The organism is Streptomyces spiralis, from assembly GCF_014654675.1.
In the GTDB taxonomy this organism is placed as follows: Bacteria; Actinomycetota; Actinomycetes; order Streptomycetales; family Streptomycetaceae; genus Streptomyces; species Streptomyces spiralis.
In genome coordinates this window covers 1-16508 of the sequence record NZ_BNBC01000038.1, presented here as the reverse complement: position 1 = coordinate 16508, position 16508 = coordinate 1, and the positions used below count along the sequence as shown (strand labels likewise).

Annotated in this window: 14 protein-coding genes; 11 read left to right on the top strand and 3 right to left on the bottom strand. The window is 69.4% G+C overall.

Going from position 1 to position 16508, the window contains the following annotated elements; translation table 11 throughout:
* Positions 1 to 176: 176 nt before the first annotated feature.
* The 3 genes from IE318_RS31315 to IE318_RS31305 all read right to left on the bottom strand — a co-directional run bounded on the left by IE318_RS31315 (position 177) and on the right by IE318_RS31305 (position 4276).
* Positions 177 to 494, bottom strand: coding sequence for a putative quinol monooxygenase (locus IE318_RS31315; RefSeq protein WP_189905763.1), 318 nt, complete (start codon positions 492 to 494; stop codon positions 177 to 179).
* Positions 495 to 529: 35 nt separating this feature from the next.
* The gene (locus IE318_RS31310; RefSeq protein WP_189905761.1) at positions 530 to 3091 is read right to left on the bottom strand and encodes a glycoside hydrolase family 32 protein; all 2562 of its coding nucleotides are present in this window, start codon (positions 3089 to 3091) and stop codon (positions 530 to 532) included.
* Positions 3092 to 3313: 222 nt separating this feature from the next.
* Positions 3314 to 4276 carry a carbohydrate kinase family protein gene (locus IE318_RS31305; RefSeq protein ID WP_189905759.1) on the bottom strand — a complete coding sequence of 321 codons (963 nt, stop codon included), beginning with the start codon at positions 4274 to 4276 and terminating at the stop codon, positions 3314 to 3316.
* Between the two features lie 271 nt (positions 4277 to 4547).
* Here IE318_RS31305 and IE318_RS31300 point away from each other — a divergent pair, with 271 nt between their 5' ends.
* The 11 genes from IE318_RS31300 (at position 4548) to IE318_RS31250 (ending at position 16375) form a co-directional block, all read left to right on the top strand.
* A complete protein-coding gene (locus IE318_RS31300) occupies positions 4548 to 5564 on the top strand; it encodes a sugar ABC transporter substrate-binding protein (RefSeq protein WP_189905757.1) in 1017 nt (338 codons plus the stop codon).
* Positions 5565 to 5734: 170 nt separating this feature from the next.
* Positions 5735 to 6730, top strand: coding sequence for an ABC transporter permease (locus IE318_RS31295; RefSeq protein ID WP_189905755.1), 996 nt, complete (start codon positions 5735 to 5737; stop codon positions 6728 to 6730).
* Complete coding sequence (locus IE318_RS31290; RefSeq protein ID WP_189905754.1) at positions 6727 to 7563, top strand: ATP-binding cassette domain-containing protein; 837 nt, start codon at positions 6727 to 6729, stop codon at positions 7561 to 7563. The genes IE318_RS31295 and IE318_RS31290 overlap by 4 nt, the downstream gene beginning before the upstream one ends.
* Positions 7564 to 7638: 75 nt before the next feature.
* The gene (locus tag IE318_RS31285) at positions 7639 to 8670 is read left to right on the top strand and encodes a LacI family DNA-binding transcriptional regulator (protein ID WP_189905752.1); all 1032 of its coding nucleotides are present in this window, start codon (positions 7639 to 7641) and stop codon (positions 8668 to 8670) included.
* Between the two features lie 557 nt (positions 8671 to 9227).
* Positions 9228 to 10271 (top strand): lytic transglycosylase domain-containing protein, encoded by a 1044-nt coding sequence (locus IE318_RS31280; RefSeq protein WP_308438606.1) that lies wholly within the window; start codon positions 9228 to 9230, stop codon positions 10269 to 10271.
* Between the two features lie 112 nt (positions 10272 to 10383).
* Positions 10384 to 11436, top strand: coding sequence for an RNA polymerase sigma factor (locus IE318_RS31275; protein WP_229903852.1), 1053 nt, complete (start codon positions 10384 to 10386; stop codon positions 11434 to 11436).
* Positions 11437 to 11545: 109 nt separating this feature from the next.
* Complete coding sequence (locus tag IE318_RS31270) at positions 11546 to 12475, top strand: ABC transporter ATP-binding protein (RefSeq protein WP_189905748.1); 930 nt, start codon at positions 11546 to 11548, stop codon at positions 12473 to 12475.
* Positions 12472 to 13242 carry an MlaE family ABC transporter permease gene (locus IE318_RS31265; protein ID WP_030177999.1) on the top strand — a complete coding sequence of 257 codons (771 nt, stop codon included), beginning with the start codon at positions 12472 to 12474 and terminating at the stop codon, positions 13240 to 13242. Before IE318_RS31270 ends, IE318_RS31265 begins: the two co-directional genes overlap by 4 nt.
* A 3-nt stretch (positions 13243 to 13245) precedes the next feature.
* Positions 13246 to 14070, top strand: a complete 825-nt coding sequence (locus tag IE318_RS31260; RefSeq protein WP_189905746.1) for an MlaE family ABC transporter permease — start codon at positions 13246 to 13248, stop codon at positions 14068 to 14070.
* 11 nt (positions 14071 to 14081) lie between these two features.
* Complete coding sequence (locus IE318_RS31255; RefSeq protein ID WP_189905881.1) at positions 14082 to 15338, top strand: MCE family protein; 1257 nt, start codon at positions 14082 to 14084, stop codon at positions 15336 to 15338.
* Positions 15335 to 16375, top strand: a complete 1041-nt coding sequence (locus IE318_RS31250; RefSeq protein ID WP_189905744.1) for an MCE family protein — start codon at positions 15335 to 15337, stop codon at positions 16373 to 16375. The genes IE318_RS31255 and IE318_RS31250 overlap by 4 nt, the downstream gene beginning before the upstream one ends.
* Positions 16376 to 16508 lie beyond the last annotated feature (133 nt).

Below are 16508 nucleotides of genomic sequence, written 5' to 3'. Positions count from 1 at the left end.
CGAACCGGCCCGCGCGGATTGCCGTCCGACCCCCATCCACCAGCGCCGAAGAGGCCACTGGCGACGCTCTGTAGGCGGCCTCGGCCAGCCACAGCGCGGCGCACCGGCAGTCCCCTCCTGGCGGGCTCCTCTGCGGTGCTCCGAGGGGCCGGAACCGCACGACGGGCCGGCCGACGTCAGGCCATCGGGGCGAGGGACGTCAGGTCCACCGGATCGAGAAAGGTCAGGCGGGAGGCGTGCTCTTCGATCAGCGGGCCCAGTGCGGCATTGAACGGGCCGCCGTGCGGAGCCTTCAGGTGCCTTTGGAAGGCGGCCTCGTCCTCGTACACCTCGAAAATCCAGTAGGAGCGGGGCTGGGACGCCTTGGTGTAGACGTCGAAGAGGAGGTTGCCGTTCTCCTCGCGCACCCTTGCGGCGTAGTCCCGCAGCAGGCGCGCGACTTCGTCCTGCGCACCCTCGCGGGCGGTGAACTGGGCGAACAGGGTCTTGCTCATGGTGTGGTGTCCTCTGCGGTCGGGCTGGTCGGGGGTCAGTCGCGATAGGAGCCGAGGTGCCGGACGCGGGCCCGGTCCAGCGTCACCGAGCCGTTCTCGGCGAAGACCTGCACTCCCTGACTGGTGGGGTCGGGGAAGATCTGGTCGGTGATCACTGCCTCGCCGCTGCCGCCGAAGACTTCGACGGACGACCAGTCGACGAGTATGCGCAGCTTCACCTTGCCGTTCTTGGCCTGCAGCGGTGCGCGCTGGACGCCGGGGAAGGCGCCGTTGAAGTCCACGGCGTTGGAGTGGGTGCGGTCGACGTACAGTTCGTGTGTCGTGGTGTCGTACCCGATGACGGTCTCCTCTCCCCCAGCACCGGTGCGCACCTTGAGGCCGAACCTTTCGGCGTCCTTGAGCGAGAAGGTCGCCTCGATGTCGAGTGCCCTGCCCTCGGCCGCGGGGTCGGTCAGGGGCTGTGAGGTGCTCGTCACGGTGACCCCTGCCGCCGTCGCCGAGCGGCCCACCCGCAGGGACGACAGGCTCTTCACCGGCTCGCTCATCAGCCGGATCCGGCCGTCGACGGTGCGCAGGGCCATCTGGCGGGGGATGCTCTGCGCCCCGCGCCAGGGGGACGTGGGGAGGGAGCCGCCGTATTCCCAGTCGTTCATCCAGCCGATCATGTACCGCTTGTCGCCCGGCGCGTTCTCCCAGGACACGGCCGCGTAGTAGTCCTTGCCGTAGTCGACCCAGTCGGCGCGCTGCACGACCGACCGGGCTGGAGCGTTGGCGGTGGTGAACTGATCGGCCATGATGTGGCCCCACCCACCCGTGTTCATGTCGGCGATCTGGATCTGTGCCTTCTTGCCGGCGTAGGGGCGCATGTCGAAGGAGGCCCAGTCCAGGGTCTCACTGTCGGAACCGGTGGCGCTGCGGACGACCTGACCGTCGACGAGCAGGTTGACGGATGTTTCCCGGGAGACGGGCTGGGCCCGGGTGTCGGAGAGCATGACGTGGTCGACGTTGATGTGGCCCCAGCCGCCGGTGTTGTCGTCGACGACCTTTATCCGCGCCTTCTTGCCGGCGAGGTCACGGACGTCCCAGGAATGCCAGTCGAGTGCCTCGTCGTCGTCTCCGGTGGCGCTGCGGACCACCTTGCCGTCGACGAGGAGTTCGACGGCGGTGGGGTTGTCCTGGCCTGCGGGATGGTCGCCGCCGCCGATAAGGAAGTTGACGTAGTCCTTGTTGATGGTGAATTCGGGGGAGGTGAGACTGCCGGTCGTGGAGTCGCCGTTCTGAAAGGTGTTGGCCAAGCCGCTGCCGAGAAAGCCGGTGACCTGCTGCTGGCCGGGGAGGCTGCCGGTGGCGGGAGCGGTGCCGAAGGCGTCTCCGGTCATCGTCCAGGCGCCGTAGGTGCCGCCTTCGAAGTCGGCGAGGACCGTGCCCTCGGGCAACGGCCCCCGTTCCAGGACGGTGCCGGCCTGGTGTGGGTGCCGTCCGCCGCCGACCTTGAAGTTCAGATAGGGGCTGTCGACGGTGAAGGCGGGAGAGGTGAGGGTGCCGGTGGCGCCGTCGCCTGTGTGGAAGCTGCTGGCAAGGCCGTTGCCGGCGAAGCCGTCGACGATCCCCTGCCCGTCGAGCGCACCGGACGCCGGGCCCTGGCCGAACGCGGTGCCGGCGGACGTCCACGTACCGAAGTGGGGGCTCTCGAAGTCCTGCACGACCGTGCCGGCAGGCGGGGTGTACGTGCCCTTGTCCTCGGCGGTGAACTTCTTGCCGTCGAAGTCGCCGAGGAAGTACTGGGCGCCCGAACCGCCGGTGATGCCCCCGGGGTTGATGTTGACGACCAGGACCCACTTGATGTTCTTCTCGTCCCCGTCGACCGCGAGGGGGAACAGGTCCGGGCACTCCCAGACTCCGCCCGTCGCACCGGCCGGTCCGAACTCGCTGAGCAGGTTCCAGTCCTTGAGGTTCTTGGACGAGTAGAACCGCACCTTGTGCTCGGTGGACAGCGACACGGTCATCAGCCAGCTCTTGGTCGGCGCGTACCACTGGACCTTGGGGTCGCGGAAGTCGGTGGAGCCGACGTCGAGTACGGGATTGCCCTGGTACTTGGTCCAGGTGCGGCCGCGGTCGGTGCTGTAGGCGAGCGACTGGGCCTGCCTGCCGGTGGCCTTGGAGTAGCTGGTGTAGACCGCCACCATGGGCGGGTTCTTCTCGGTGCCGAAACCGGTGGTGTTGTTCCAGTCGACGACCGCGCTACCGGAGAAGACCATTTCGTTGTCGTCGTACGACAGGGCGAGCGGCAGTTGCTTCCAGTGCACGAGGTCCGTGCTCACCGCGTGCCCCCAGGACATGTCGCCCCAGGAGTTGCCGTTGGGGTTGTACTGGTAGAAGAGGTGGTACTCGCCCTTGTAGTACACGAGGCCGTTGGGGTCGTTCATCCAGTTCTTCTCCGGCGTGAAGTGAAACTGGGGCCGGTAGGTCTCGGTGTACGGCGGAGTGCCGGCAGCGACGGCCCGAGGGGCGAGCGGCGCTGCGGACAGGGCACAGACGGTGGCCACCGCGGCGATCATCTGTCTGCGGGCATGCCGGGACACACGTCCGGAGTTCATGGTGTCTCCTGTGCTGTGGCCGCCCCCGCAGCGGAACCTGCTGCCCAAGGCGGACGAACCGGGAAGTGACGTCTTGCCGGCGTTGTCGTGCACGGTGCCGACAGAGAGATGTCATCGTTGACCTGTGTCATCGATGACATCGAGTGGGCCTGATAATCGGCCAGTGCGGCCGATGCGTCAACGGTTCCCACCGAACAGCCCCGGCGTGACTCGCCTGCCCGGTCAGGCGCACTCGACCGTCGCGAGCGGCTCCAACTGGTGCCGCCACGGCGGATTGGGACCGGCGGTCGAGCAGGTCAGAGCGGCGACCTGAAGGGCGAACCGGCAGGCTTCCGCGACATCACCGATCCGGAGGTCGGCCAGTCGGCCACCGAGGAGTCCGAGGGCGCCGAGGTGGTGCAGCAGCCCGGCGGTGAAGGAGTCCCCCGCCCCGATCGTGTCGACCACCCGCGTCGTCACCGCGGGCAGTTGTACCCGCTCGCCGTCCAGGGAGGCCAGGGCTCCGCCGGCACCACGCGTGATCACGACGAGCCGCGCTCCCGCCGCGTGCCAGATGTCGCACGCCTCCTCGGGTGGCGTGCCGGGCAGGAGGAGCGAAAGGTCGTCTTCGCTCAGCCGCAGCACATCCGCGAGGTGGCACCAGTGCTCCAGCTTCGACCGGTAGACCTCGGGGCTCACGAGCAGCGGCCGGACGTTGGGGTCGATGCTGACGGTGGCCTCCGCGGAGGCTGATGCCAGGAACTCCTCAACCACCGCACCCCCGGGTTCCCTGACCAGCGCGAGCGACCCGGTGTGAACGCAGGCGGTCGCGGACAGGTCCACCCCGGCCAACTCCGCTGCGGTCCACTGCCAGTCGGCGGTGTTCTGCGCATGGAAGGAAAACGCCGCTTGACCCTGAGCGTCCAGTTCCGCCACGGCCAGCGTGCTGGGCTCCGTGGCCCGGACTGCATGTGACAGGTCCACCCCGGATTCCTGCAGGTGCGCCTGGAACAGGCGGCCGAAGACGTCGTCGGACAGCCGTGCGAGGAAACGGGTCGGGGTGCCCAGCCGGGCCAGGGCCACGGCCGTGTTCGCGGGGCCGCCACCGGGCATCACGCGCAGGGCAAGTTCGTTCGCGGTACCAGTGGATTCGGCGAGTGCGTCCGCGACGCACTCGCCCACGACGGTGATCCGGCAGGGGTTCATGGCTGCTCTTCTCTCGGATCGGACGGGCAAAACCGGGCACATCACGTCCTGACCGCCGACCAGCTCTGCCGACGGACGACAGCCGTCGGGCGCGGACGGGCCGCCGTCGGCGTTGCGGATTTGTGACGGGTGCAAGGCATTGACGTTGCCGGGAGCCGGAGTCCATCATCCTCGGCAGGTCATGTCAACGATGACATAAGTCATCGATGACATCCCGGGACGGCATGCTCCGATGCCGGCCGCGCCAATCGCAATCCCGCAGGAGTCCCTCATGTCTCGCACCACTCGCCCGGCCCTCTCCCTTCTCAGAGTCGCCGCTTGCACGGGCGTCGCGGCCCTCACCCTGACGGCCTGCGGGTCCGGCTCCGGATCGGATTCCGCGAGCACCGGCTCGGGCAGCGTCAAGGTCGGCCTGATCACCAAGACCGACACCAACCCGTTCTTCGTGAAGATGAAGGAGGGCGCGGAGAAGGCCGCGAAGGACAGCGGCGCCCAACTGGTCACCGCAGCGGGCAAGTTCGACGGAGACAACGCCGGTCAGGTCACCGCGATGGAGAACATGGTCGCCTCGGGTGTGAAGGGCATCCTGATCACCCCCAGTGACTCCAAGGCGATCGTTCCCGCGATTCAGAAGGCCCGTGCCAAGGGCGTCCTGGTCATCGCCCTGGACACCCCGACCGACCCGCAGAGCGCGGTCGATGCCCTCTTCGCCACCAACAACCTCAAGGCCGGGGAGCTGATCGGCGAATACGCCAAGGCAGCCATGAAGGGCAAGACGGCCAAGATCGCCACTCTCGACCTGGCTCCCGGCGTCTCCGTCGGAGTCCAGCGGCACGACGGCTTCCTGAAGGGCTTCGGCGCCACCGACAAGGACGTCCTCTGCGCCCAGGACACCGGCGGCGACCAGGCCAAGGGCCAGACGGCGATGGAGAACTGCCTGCAGAAGGAACCGGGCATCAACGTCGTCTACACGATCAACGAGCCGGCCGCACTGGGCGCGTACACCGCGCTCAAGGCCAAGGGCCGGGAGAAGGACGTCCTGATCGTCTCCGTCGACGGCGGCTGCACCGGCACCCAGGCGGTCAAGGACGGCAAGATCGCGGCGACCTCGCAGCAGTACCCGCTCAAGATGGCCGCCGAGGGCGTCAAGGCCGTCGTGACGTATGCCAAGGACGGCAAGAAGGCGTCCGGTTACACCGACACCGGCGTCAACCTGATCACCGACAAGACGCAAGCAGGGGTCACTTCCAAGGACACCGCCTATGGCCTGGAGAACTGCTGGGGCTGAAACGCCCGCCCCAAGTGGTCACCGTCCGCAACCCCCTGAACGGGGCGGTCGTCCCCACCCTCCGAACAGGGCCGGCCGCCCTCGTGTCCTCGGCACAGGTCCGGCGTCCTCCGCCACGGGCCTGTCTCCTTCGACCAGGACTTCTGTCTCCGACAAGGACTTCACTTCGCATGACAGCCACAACAACGCCGTACGCCGAACTCGCGGCGCCGAGCACGGCGCGCAGACTGCTCACGGCCCCGACCACCGGCCCGTTGGTCGCGCTCCTTCTTGCCTGTGTCTTCTTCGCCGTCTCGACCGACCAGTTCCTCACGGGCGGGAACTTCTCGCTGATCGTGCAGCAAGTCATGGTGGTCGGCACCCTCGCCATCGGACAGACCCTGATCATCCTCACGGCGGGCATCGACCTGTCCTGCGGCGCCGTGATGGCGTTCGGCAGCATCGTGATCGCCAAGATGGCCGCCGAGGGCTCCCTGCCGCCACTCCTCGCCATCGGGCTGGGCCTGGTCATCTGCGGCGGTTTCGGCCTGATCAACGGGTTGCTGGTGCAGAAGATCCCGCTGCCGCCCTTCATCGTGACCCTCGGCATGCTCAACGTCGCCTTCGCGCTGACCCACATCTACTCCAAGGAGCAGACCGTCACCAGTCTGCCCGGGCCGCTGACGGCCCTCGGGCAGACCTTCCCACTCGGCCACACCGACATCACCTACGGCTCCCTGGTCACCATCGCCCTCTTCCTCCTGCTCGCCTACGCGCTGAGCAGCACCGGATGGGGCCGGCACGTCTACGCCCTGGGCAATAGCCAGGAAGCGGCCCGGCTGAACGGCATCCGCACCTCCAGGCTGACCATCGGCATCTATACCGTGGCCGGTCTGCTGTACGGGATCGCCGCCCTGCTGCTCATCTCGCGCACCGGCGTCGGCGACCCCCAGGCCGGGCAGACCGACAACCTCGACAGCATCACCGCCGTGGTTCTCGGGGGCACCAGCCTCTTCGGCGGACGCGGATCCGTTCTGGGCACCTTCATCGGTGTGCTCATCGTCGGCGTCTTCCGTAACGGTCTGCAGCTGATGGGCGTCGCCTCCGTCTACCAGACCCTGATCACCGGCGTCCTGGTGATCCTCGCGGTGACCGTCGACCAGATCTCCCGGAAGAGGGCCCGATGACCGCCACGACCTCCACCACCCCCGTCCTGCAGGCCCGTGGCCTGGTCAAGCGCTACGGCCACGTCACCGCCATCGACGGCGCCGACTTCGACCTGCTGCCCGGCGAGGTCCTCGCCGTCATAGGTGACAACGGAGCCGGCAAGACCAGCCTGATCAAGGCACTCACCGGTGCCGTCGCCCCCGACGCCGGCGAGATACGCCTCAACGGCGAACCCGTCCAGTTCACCGGACCGCAGAGCGCACGCGCGCACGGTATCGAGACGGTCTACCAGGATCTCGCGGTGGCCGCCTCCATGGACATCGCCTCCAACATGTTCCTGGGCCGCGAACTGCGCCGCCCCGGCTTCCTCGGCAATGTCTTCCGCATGCTCGACAAGAAGCGCATGCGCCATGAGGCCGCCGAGCACATGGCCGACCTGAAGATCGGTCTGCGCTCGCTCACGCAGGCGGTCGAAACCCTCTCCGGCGGACAGCGGCAGGCCGTCGCCGTGGCCCGTTCCGTCGCCTGGGCCCGCAGCGTCGTCGTCATGGACGAACCCACCGCCGCCCTCGGGGTCAAGGAGTCCGGCCAGGTCCTGGACCTCATCCGCCGCGTACGCGACAAGGGCATGCCCGTCGTCCTCATCAGCCACAACATGCCCCACGTCTTCGAGATCGCCGACCGGATCCATGTCCACCGGCTCGGCCGGCGCGCCGCACTGATCAAGCCCTCCGACTACTCCATGGCGGAGGTCGTGGCCATCATGACCGGCGCACTCAGCGTCGACGAGGCTGGAGGTACTGTCGTGGCGGACTCCGAGGCCGCAAAGGCCGCCGGAGTGCAGGCCACCTGAACACACGACTCACCACTCACAGGTTTCCGGCCGAGGCCGCGGCCGGAACCGACGAGCACAGGAGACGTTTTCCTCATGGCAGCGAACCGCCGCCCCACCCTGGCCGACGTCGCACGCGAAGTGGGCGTCAGCGCCAAGACGGTCTCCCGCGTCCTCAACGAGGACGGGTACGCCTCAGCCCGGACCAGGGAACAGGTTCTCGCCGCCGTGGCCAAACTCGGCTTCCAGCCGAACCTCATGGCACGCAACATCCGCGTCGGCGGACCCGACACCACCATCGGACTGGTCGTCCCCGACCTCGGCAACCCCTTCTTCGGAGCCGTGGCCGGCAGCATCGAGGACACCGTCCGCGACCGCGGACTGACCCTGCTCATGGGCTCCTCCGCGGACGATCCCGACCGAGAACGCGCACTCACGGACAAGTTCCTCGCCCGCCGCGTCAGCATCCTGATGGTCGTGCCGTCGGTCGGCGCGGACCACTCCCACCTCAAGGCCCACCGCGCCGCCGGCCTGCCCGTCGTCTTCATCGACCGTCCGGGAGCGGGACTGTCCACGGACAGCGTCGTCAGCTCCAACCGCGCGGGCGCCCACGACGGCGTCGCCCACCTGATCGCCCACGGCCACCGACGCATCGCATTCATCGGCGACCTTCCCACCAAGCTGTACACACGCCGAGAGCGCCTGGCGGGATACCGCTCGGCGCTACAGGAAGCCGGTCTCCCCTCCGACCGCTCCCTGGTCACCAACGCCCACGACCAGCAGGGGGCTTCCGCCGTCACACGCCGGCTGCTGAGCCTGCCGGAACCCCCCACAGCTCTGTTCGCCGGCAACAACATCGTCGCCCTGGGAATCGTCACCGAGCTCGCCCGCAGCGCGCGGAAGGACATCGCCGTCGTCGCCTTCGACGACGTGCCGCTCGCCGAGGTGCTCGAACCGGCCTTGACCGTCGTCGCCCAGAACCCCGAGGAAATCGGCAGGGCAGCAGCGGCCGCCGCCCTGGCACGCCTCGACGGCGACCGCTCCCGCGCCCGCACCATCACCGTCCCCACACGACTGATCGCCCGAGGCTCGGGGGAGTCTCCCGCCCCCGCGAGGCAAGAAGCCTGAGGAGCACAGCGAGGGGGGAGCGACCGCCGCCGGTGTGTTGCGATCCTCGGCCGCCCCAGAGGACGGCACCACGCCGCCCTGGACGACTTCACCACTGCCGTTCGGCAAGGACGCTGCACCCACGACGACGTGCGTGAGGTACTGCAACTCCCCTTGAAAGCCCTCTTCATGCTTCGTTCCGTTGGCGCAGCAGGACCCAGGAGTCCCTTGCGACCCATCTGCGTCAACGGCGGCCCGCCGTTCCAGCATCCGGCTTGGTGCAGGACGTCGATGTGCTCCTCGCTCGCCGTTGGAAGACCTTGTGGGACGCTGCCCCACACGTCCTGCCTCTTGCCATCAAGCCACGAGTCGGCCAGTTCCAAGTATCCGCATGCACTCTGCTTCTGAACGAAGTCACCCAGCGCAACTCTGACTTGCAGGCTACGTTCCTCACTGACGCGCATGCATATCCCCCTTCCGAAGAGGCGCTCGCCCGATCCAGCCCGGTTCCGCGCGACGGACCTGCCCCCCGCCGGCGTAGAGCAGACGACGGATTCACCCACGGAGGAGGCTGCACAGTGGCAGCGCGTGCACTCAAAGGGGCACTGAGGGGTGCCAGGGGGACGGCGATCGCGGCGGCGGCGATGGCAGTGCTGACGGCGTCGCAGGCGCCGAGGGCGGTCTCGGCCGAGGCCGCGGAGCCCGCGCGGAGGGCGGCGCCCGCCGAGCACGGCCTCAGCGTGTCCGGCGACACCCCGTACCGCACCGCTCTTCCCCCGCTGCCGACGCGGAAGAAGGGCGCGGCACAGGGAGTGACGGACGGCGGTGCCCTGCCCGCGAGCGTGTTCGCCGCGTACCGACGTGCCGAGGAGGAGCTGGCGCGCAGCGCGCCACACTGCGGGCTGCGCTGGCAGCTGCTGGCCGCGATCGGCCAAGTGGAGTCCGGGCAGGCGCGGGGTGGCCGGGTGACTGGGGACGGTACGACTGTGACGCCCGTCCTCGGTCCGCGGCTGACCGGCGGCGCCTTCGCCGTCGTGGCGGACACGGACGGCGGCGCGTACGACGGGGACGCGGTGTACGACCGCGCGGTCGGCCCGATGCAGTTCATCCCGTCCACCTGGGCCCGCTGGGGAGCGGACGGCAACGGCGACGGACGGAGGGACCCGAACAACGTCTACGATGCGGCGCTTGCCGCCGGCCGCTACCTGTGCGCGGGTGGCCGCGACCTGTCGACCCTTGCCGACCTGGACCGGGCGATCCTGGGCTACAACCACTCGATCGCCTATCTGCGCACCGTCAAGGCGTGGTACGCGTACTACCTGACCGGTCACCACGTGGTGCCGGACGCGTCCGGCGGATCCCGGCCGGACCGGCCGGAGCCGTCCCGCCCGAAGAGGCCGAAGCCCTCACCGTCGAAGCCGTCGGATGGCCGGAAGCCGGGCCCTGGTCCTTCGCGCACGCCGTCGACGGCACCCACCTCGCCCTCCCCCAGCCCGTCCCCCACGGCCGGCGTTGCGAAGGAGTCCGGGGCGCCGCCGGTTCCCGTCCCCGAACCGACCCTCACACTGCCCGGCGGAGGTGTGCTGCCCGACACGGGGCCGCTGACCACCGGCAACGGCTGAAACGCGATGGGCGTCTCCCCCCTCCACAACTGCCCTACCCGGCGGTAATGTCGCCGTCGTCGGAAGCACAGGACCGGCGGGTGCGCGCGAAGGGGCCCTCATGGCGACGGACATGTCTGCGGACACAGCGGCCGCCGACGAGCGTTGGCAGCGCATGTGGAGCCATCGCGAGCAGCTGCTCAAGGTGGCCCGGCGGCGATCCATGAGCCAGGAGGACGCCGAGGATGCCGTTCACGAGGCGATGCTGCGAGCAGCGGAGCGCCCGGACCTCGACGACGAGCGCCTCGGTGCCTGGCTGACGACGGTGACGATGCGGCTGTGTGTCGACCGGTACCGGCAGGTCCACCGCGAGGCCGAGGTGGGCAGCCGCCCGACACTCGTCGCGCCGGGCCCGATACCCGTCGAGGAGGCGGTGTGCGACCGGGCCGAGGCGAAGTGGCTCGCCGTGCGCAGCGGTGAACTGCCCGCCCGGCAGGCGGAGGCGCTTCGGCTGAGGTCCGAGGACCTGGACGTGAGCCAGGTCGCGATGCGGATGGGGCTCAGCTACCGGACCGTCGAGTCGCTGCTCGCCCGGGCCCGGCGGACGCTGCGCGCCTCGCTGGCCGGGACGCTCGGGGTGGCGCTGTTCCTGGTCGGGCGCGGGCGGCTGCGCGGGGGCGGCAACGCCCAGGCGGTCGCGGTCACCTCGACGGCGGCGACCCTGGTGGTGGCGGGGTTCATGCTGCCGTACGCGCTCGACGAGGGCGGAAACGGGAACAGTCCGGCCCCGCGGCCGGCCATATCCAGCGACGCGCAGGTCGTGGGCGGCGAGGCCGCGGGCCGGGGGCGCGCCCCCGGGACGCCCGCCCCCTCGCCCTCGGCGTCCGGGGCTCGGGGCCGGACGCCCACACCCATCGGGGGAACGTCCTTGCCGCTGCGAGTGCCGGTGCCGTCCCTGCCGGAGGTGTCCGCGTCGCCGCTCCCGAAGCTGCCGGTGCCGCAGGTGCCCGAGGTGCCGAAGGTTCCGGGCCTGCCGACCACCGTGCCGAGCCTGCCGACCACCGTGCCGGACCTCCCGACGACGTCGGCCGCCTCGTCGATCCCGTCGCTTCCCCCGGCCTCGGCCGTACCGGCCGTTCCGCTCTCCGTCCCCGCCCCGACGACGCCGGCGCCGAAGCTGCCGTAGCGCCCCCGTTCACGCGTCCGCAAAAAATCTCAGTCCGCCGCGACGGACGCCCCTCCCCTCCCCGTAGAGCAGATGTCGGAGCTGCTCCACGGGCGAAGGATGGAACCGGATGGGTGTCGAGATCTGTGTGGAAGGGCTGACCAAGTCCTTCGGCCACCAGGTCATCTGGCAGGACGTCTCGCTGACCCTGCCCGCCGGGGAGGTCTCGGTGATGCTCGGCCCTTCGGGGACGGGCAAGTCGGTTTTCCTCAAGACGCTCGTGGGGCTGCTGAAGCCGGAACAGGGCTCGGTGAAGGTCGCGGGCCGGGACATCACCCGCCTGCGCGAACGCGACCTGTACGAGGTGCGGAAGCTGTTCGGCGTGCTGTTCCAGGACGGTGCGTTGTTCGGCTCGATGAACCTTTACGACAACATCGCCTTCCCGCTGCGCGAGCACACCCGCAAGTCCGAGAGCGAGATCAGCCGGATCGTCCTCGAAAAGATGGACATGGTCGGGCTGATCGGCGCCGAGGGGAAGCTGCCCGGCGAAATCTCCGGCGGTATGCGCAAACGGGCCGGGCTCGCCCGTGCCCTGGTCCTCGACCCGGAGATCATCCTGTTCGACGAACCGGACTCGGGTCTGGACCCGGTCCGAGTGGCCTACCTCAATCAGCTCATCGTCGACCTCAACGCACAGATCGACGCGACCTTCCTGATCGTCACCCACGACATCGCCTCGGCCCGCCAGGTCCCGGACAACATCGGGCTGCTGTTCCGGCGCGAGCTGGTGATGTTCGGGCCCCGCGAGGAGCTGCTGGCCAGTGACGAGCCCGTGGTGCGGCAGTTCCTGAACGGCCGGATGCAGGGGCCGATCGGCATGGCGGAGGAGAAGGACGCGGCCCAGGTCGAGCAGGAGCTGGCCCAGATCGACGAGGGCGGCCCGGCCGATGCGCTCACTCCCCGCCTGCTCCCCGGCCCCGGCATCACCCGCCCGCCCCGCTGGGAGGCGATCGCGAGACGCGAGGCAGAACTGCACGGGACGGGGGTGAGAGGCGCATGAGGCTCTCCCCGACAGGTGCGCTCCGGCACTCGGGCAGCCTCTTCGCGATGGCGCTGGACGTCGTCCGGTCCCTGCCCCGGCGGCCCTTCCAGGCGAGGGAGTTCATCCAGCAGGCGTGGTTCGTCGCGAGCGTCACGATCCTGCCGACGGCTCTGGTCTCGATCCCCTTCGGCGCGGTCATCGCGCTGCAGATCGGCAGCCTGACCCGGCAGTTGGGCGCGCAGTCCTTCTCCGGTGCCGCGTCCGTGCTCGCCGTGCTGCGGGAGGCATCGCCGATCGTCACCGCGCTGCTGATCGCGGGCGCGGGGGGCACGGCGATCTGCGCGGACCTCGGGGCACGCAAGATCCGGGACGAGATCGACGCGATGCAGGTGCTCGGCATCGACCCGATCCACCGGCTCGTCGTACCGCGGGTGCTGGCGTCGATGGTGGTGGCCGTGCTGCTCAACGGCCTCGTCTCGGTGGTCGGTGTCGCGGGCGGCTACTTCTTCAACGTCGTCCTCCAGCACGGGACGCCGGGTGCCTACCTGGCGTCCTTCACCACCCTCGCCCAGTTGTCGGACCTGTGGGCGGCGGAGATCAAGGCGCTGGTGTTCGGGGCCATCGCGGCGATCGTCGCCTCGTACAAGGGGCTGACGGCGCAGGGCGGTCCGAAGGGCGTGGGCGATGCCGTCAACCAGTCCGTGGTGATCACCTTCATGTTGCTGTTCGTGACGAACTTCGTGATGACTGCCGTGTACTTCCAGGTCGTCCCGCAGAGGGGTTAGCCGATGAGACCGCGAGAACTCCTCGATCGCCCCTTTCGCTCGCTCGAAGAGCTGGGCTCCCAGCTGTCCTTCTACGGGCGCTCTTTGGCCTGGACGGGCCGAACCCTGCGCCGCTACAAGAAGGAGATCCTGCGGCTGCTCGCCGAGGTGAGTTTCGGGCGCGGCGCGCTCGCTGTCGTCGGCGGCACGGTCGGCGTGATCGCGTTCCTGTCCTTCTTCACCGGCACCGAGGTCGGCCTCCAGGGCTACGCGGCCCTCAACCAGCTCGGCACCTCCAACTTCGTGGCGTTCCTGTCGGCGTACTTCAACACCCGGGAGATCGCCCCGCTGGTGGCCGGACTCGCCCTGTCCGCGACGGTCGGCGCCGGGTTCACCGCGCAGCTCGGTGCGATGCGGATCAGCGAGGAGACCGACGCGCTGGAGGTGATGGGCGTCCCGTCGCTGCCGTTCCTGGTGACGACGCGGATGATCGCCGGCTTCGTCGCGGTGATCCCGCTGTACGTGATCGGGCTGCTGTCCTCGTACCTGGCCGCCCGCACCATCACGACCGACTACTACGGGCAGTCGACCGGCACGTACGACCACTACTTCCACCAGTACCTGCCGCCCGTCGACGTGTTCTGGTCCTTCGGCAAGGTGATCGTCTTCGCCCTGCTGATCATCCTGGTGCACTGCTACTACGGCTACCACGCGAGCGGCGGCCCGGCCGGTGTCGGTGTCGCGGTGGGCCGGGCGGTGCGGACCTCGATCGTCGCCATCAACGTCCTGGACTTCTTCCTGAGCCTGGCGATCTGGGGCGCCAACACGACGGTACGGATCGCGGGGTGAGAGCGGTGCGCATGCGCAGAATGATGCTCAGGCTGTACGGCATCGCGTTCCTCGCCGTGCTCGCGCTGCTGCTGTCGCTCGCGGTGGCCGTCTACCAGCAGGCGTTCACCTCCGTGGTGCCCATCACCCTGGAGGCCGACGCCCTCGGAAACCAGCTCGACCCACGCGCCGACGTCAAGTTGCGCGGGCTGCTGGTCGGCGAGGTGCGCGAGGTGCACGCCGACGGCACGAAGGCGACCCTCGACATCGCGCTCAAGCCGCAGTACGTGCCGTACATCCCCTCGGACGTCCACGCCCGGCTGCTGCCCAAGACGCTGTTCGGCGAGAAGTACGTCGACCTGGTCGCTCCCGCCGGCGCTGCGCACGCGGCGGCGCGGCCCATCCGTGCGGGTGACGTCATCACCCAGGACCGCACGAAGGTCGGCATCGAGGTACAGCAGCTGATGAACGACCTGCTGCCGCTCCTGCGCACGGTCCAGCCGGGTGAACTCAACGCCACGCTGTCGGCGTTCGCCACCGCGCTGGAGGGTCGCGGCGACCGGATCGGCGACAACCTCACCCGGGTCGAGGGCTATCTGCGCCGTATCAACCCGCACATGCCCTCCCTCACGGAGGACATCACGCGGTTCGCGGACGTCGCCGAGGTGTACGGCGACGCCGCGCCCGACCTGATGCGGATCCTGCGCAACACGGTCACCACCAGCCGAACCATCGTCGAGAAGAGGGACCAGTTGGCGTCGGCTCTGCGCGCGACCGCCTCCGTGGCGGGCACGGCGAACGACTTCCTGTCCGACAACGGCGACCGGCTGATCACCCTGGGCCGGGTCTCCCGCCCCACGCTGGAGCTGTTCGCCCGCTACTCCCCCGAGTACCCGTGCCTGTTCCAGGGCCTGGTCCGGCAGGAGAGGGCCTCGGAGGACGCGTTCCGGGGCGGCGAGATGCGGATCACCCTCGAGGTCGTCCGCCCACAGGGGGCGTACCGGCCCGGTGAGGAGCCGGTGTACGGCGAGCGGTCCGGCCCGAACTGCCGCGGTCTGCCGCATCCGCAGGTGCCCGGGACGAAGCCCCATCTCGACGACGGTACGTCGGCCGGAAATTCCGGCGGCGCACTCCCCGGAGGTGCCGACGTGTCCGCCACCCGGGCCGAGCAGCGGGCCGTCGGCTCGCTCGTGGCCCCCGTCATGGGCGTCCCAGCGGACCAGGTGCCGCCCGTGGCGACCCTGCTGTTCGGGCCGCTCGCACGCGGAACGGCGGTGAGTGTCGCATGAGCAGGTCAGCAGCCCGGCAGACCGCCGCCCCGCTGGTCAAGTTCAGCCTCTTCGCGCTGGTCACGATCGCGGCGACGGCACTGCTCGCCGCCACCATCGTCAACGTCTCCTTCACGCCCAAGGACACCTATCACGCCGTGTTCACCGACGTCACCGGGCTGGAGACCGGCGACGACATCCGGGTGGCCGGAGTGCGCGTAGGAGAGGTCGAGGGCATCCGGATCAAGGACCGGACCCTGGCCGAGGTCACATTCACCGTCAGCGCGGACCGGCCGCTGCTCGCCGGGACCCACGCGGTCGTCCGTTACCGCAACCTGGTCGGGCAGCGGTACATCGCGCTCACCGAGGGCACAGGCGACGTCAGCGCCCGGCTGCGGCCGGGCGGCACCATCCCGCTGTCCCGGACCCAGCCGGCGCTGGACCTCAACGCCCTGCTGAACGGCTTCAAGCCGCTGTTCGCCGCACTCAGCCCGAGCGACGTCAACCAGCTCGCCACCGAGATCATCCAGACGCTCCAGGGCGAGGGCGGCACCGTGAACAGCCTGCTCGCGCACACCGCCTCGCTCACCAGCACCCTCGCGGACCGCGACAAGCTGATCGGGTCGGTGATCGACAACCTCAACACCGTCCTGGAGACGCTCGACAAGCGCGGCTCCCGCTTCTCCGGGCTGCTCACGCAGCTGCGCCGGGTGGTCTCGGGGCTGTCCGCCGACCGCAAGCCCATCGGGGAGTCGCTGGTGAGCATCGGCGACCTCACGGACGTCACGTCGGGGCTGCTGAAGGACGCGCGTCCCCCCCTGAAGGACGACATCGCCGGGCTCGGCGATCTCACCGGAACACTGAACAAGAACGAGAACACCGTGGAGGGCGTCCTGAAGCGGCTGCCGAACAAGCTCGAGAAGCTGACGGGGACCGCCTCGTACGGCTCGTGGTTCAACTTCTACCTCTGCGACTTCGACGGCCGGATCGTGCTGCCGAAGACCAAGCAGGTGATCACCCCGGAGCTGCACGTGGCGCGGGCGAGGTGTGGCGGATGAGCATGCGCATCAGACGGCGCACTGTCCGCCGCCCCGAGCCGCTGGTGAAGGTCCGGGTCCTGCCGCCGAAGCTGCCGAGACTCCCCAGGCTGCTGCCCAGGCGCAAACCTCGCCCCGAACCCCTGGTGAAGGT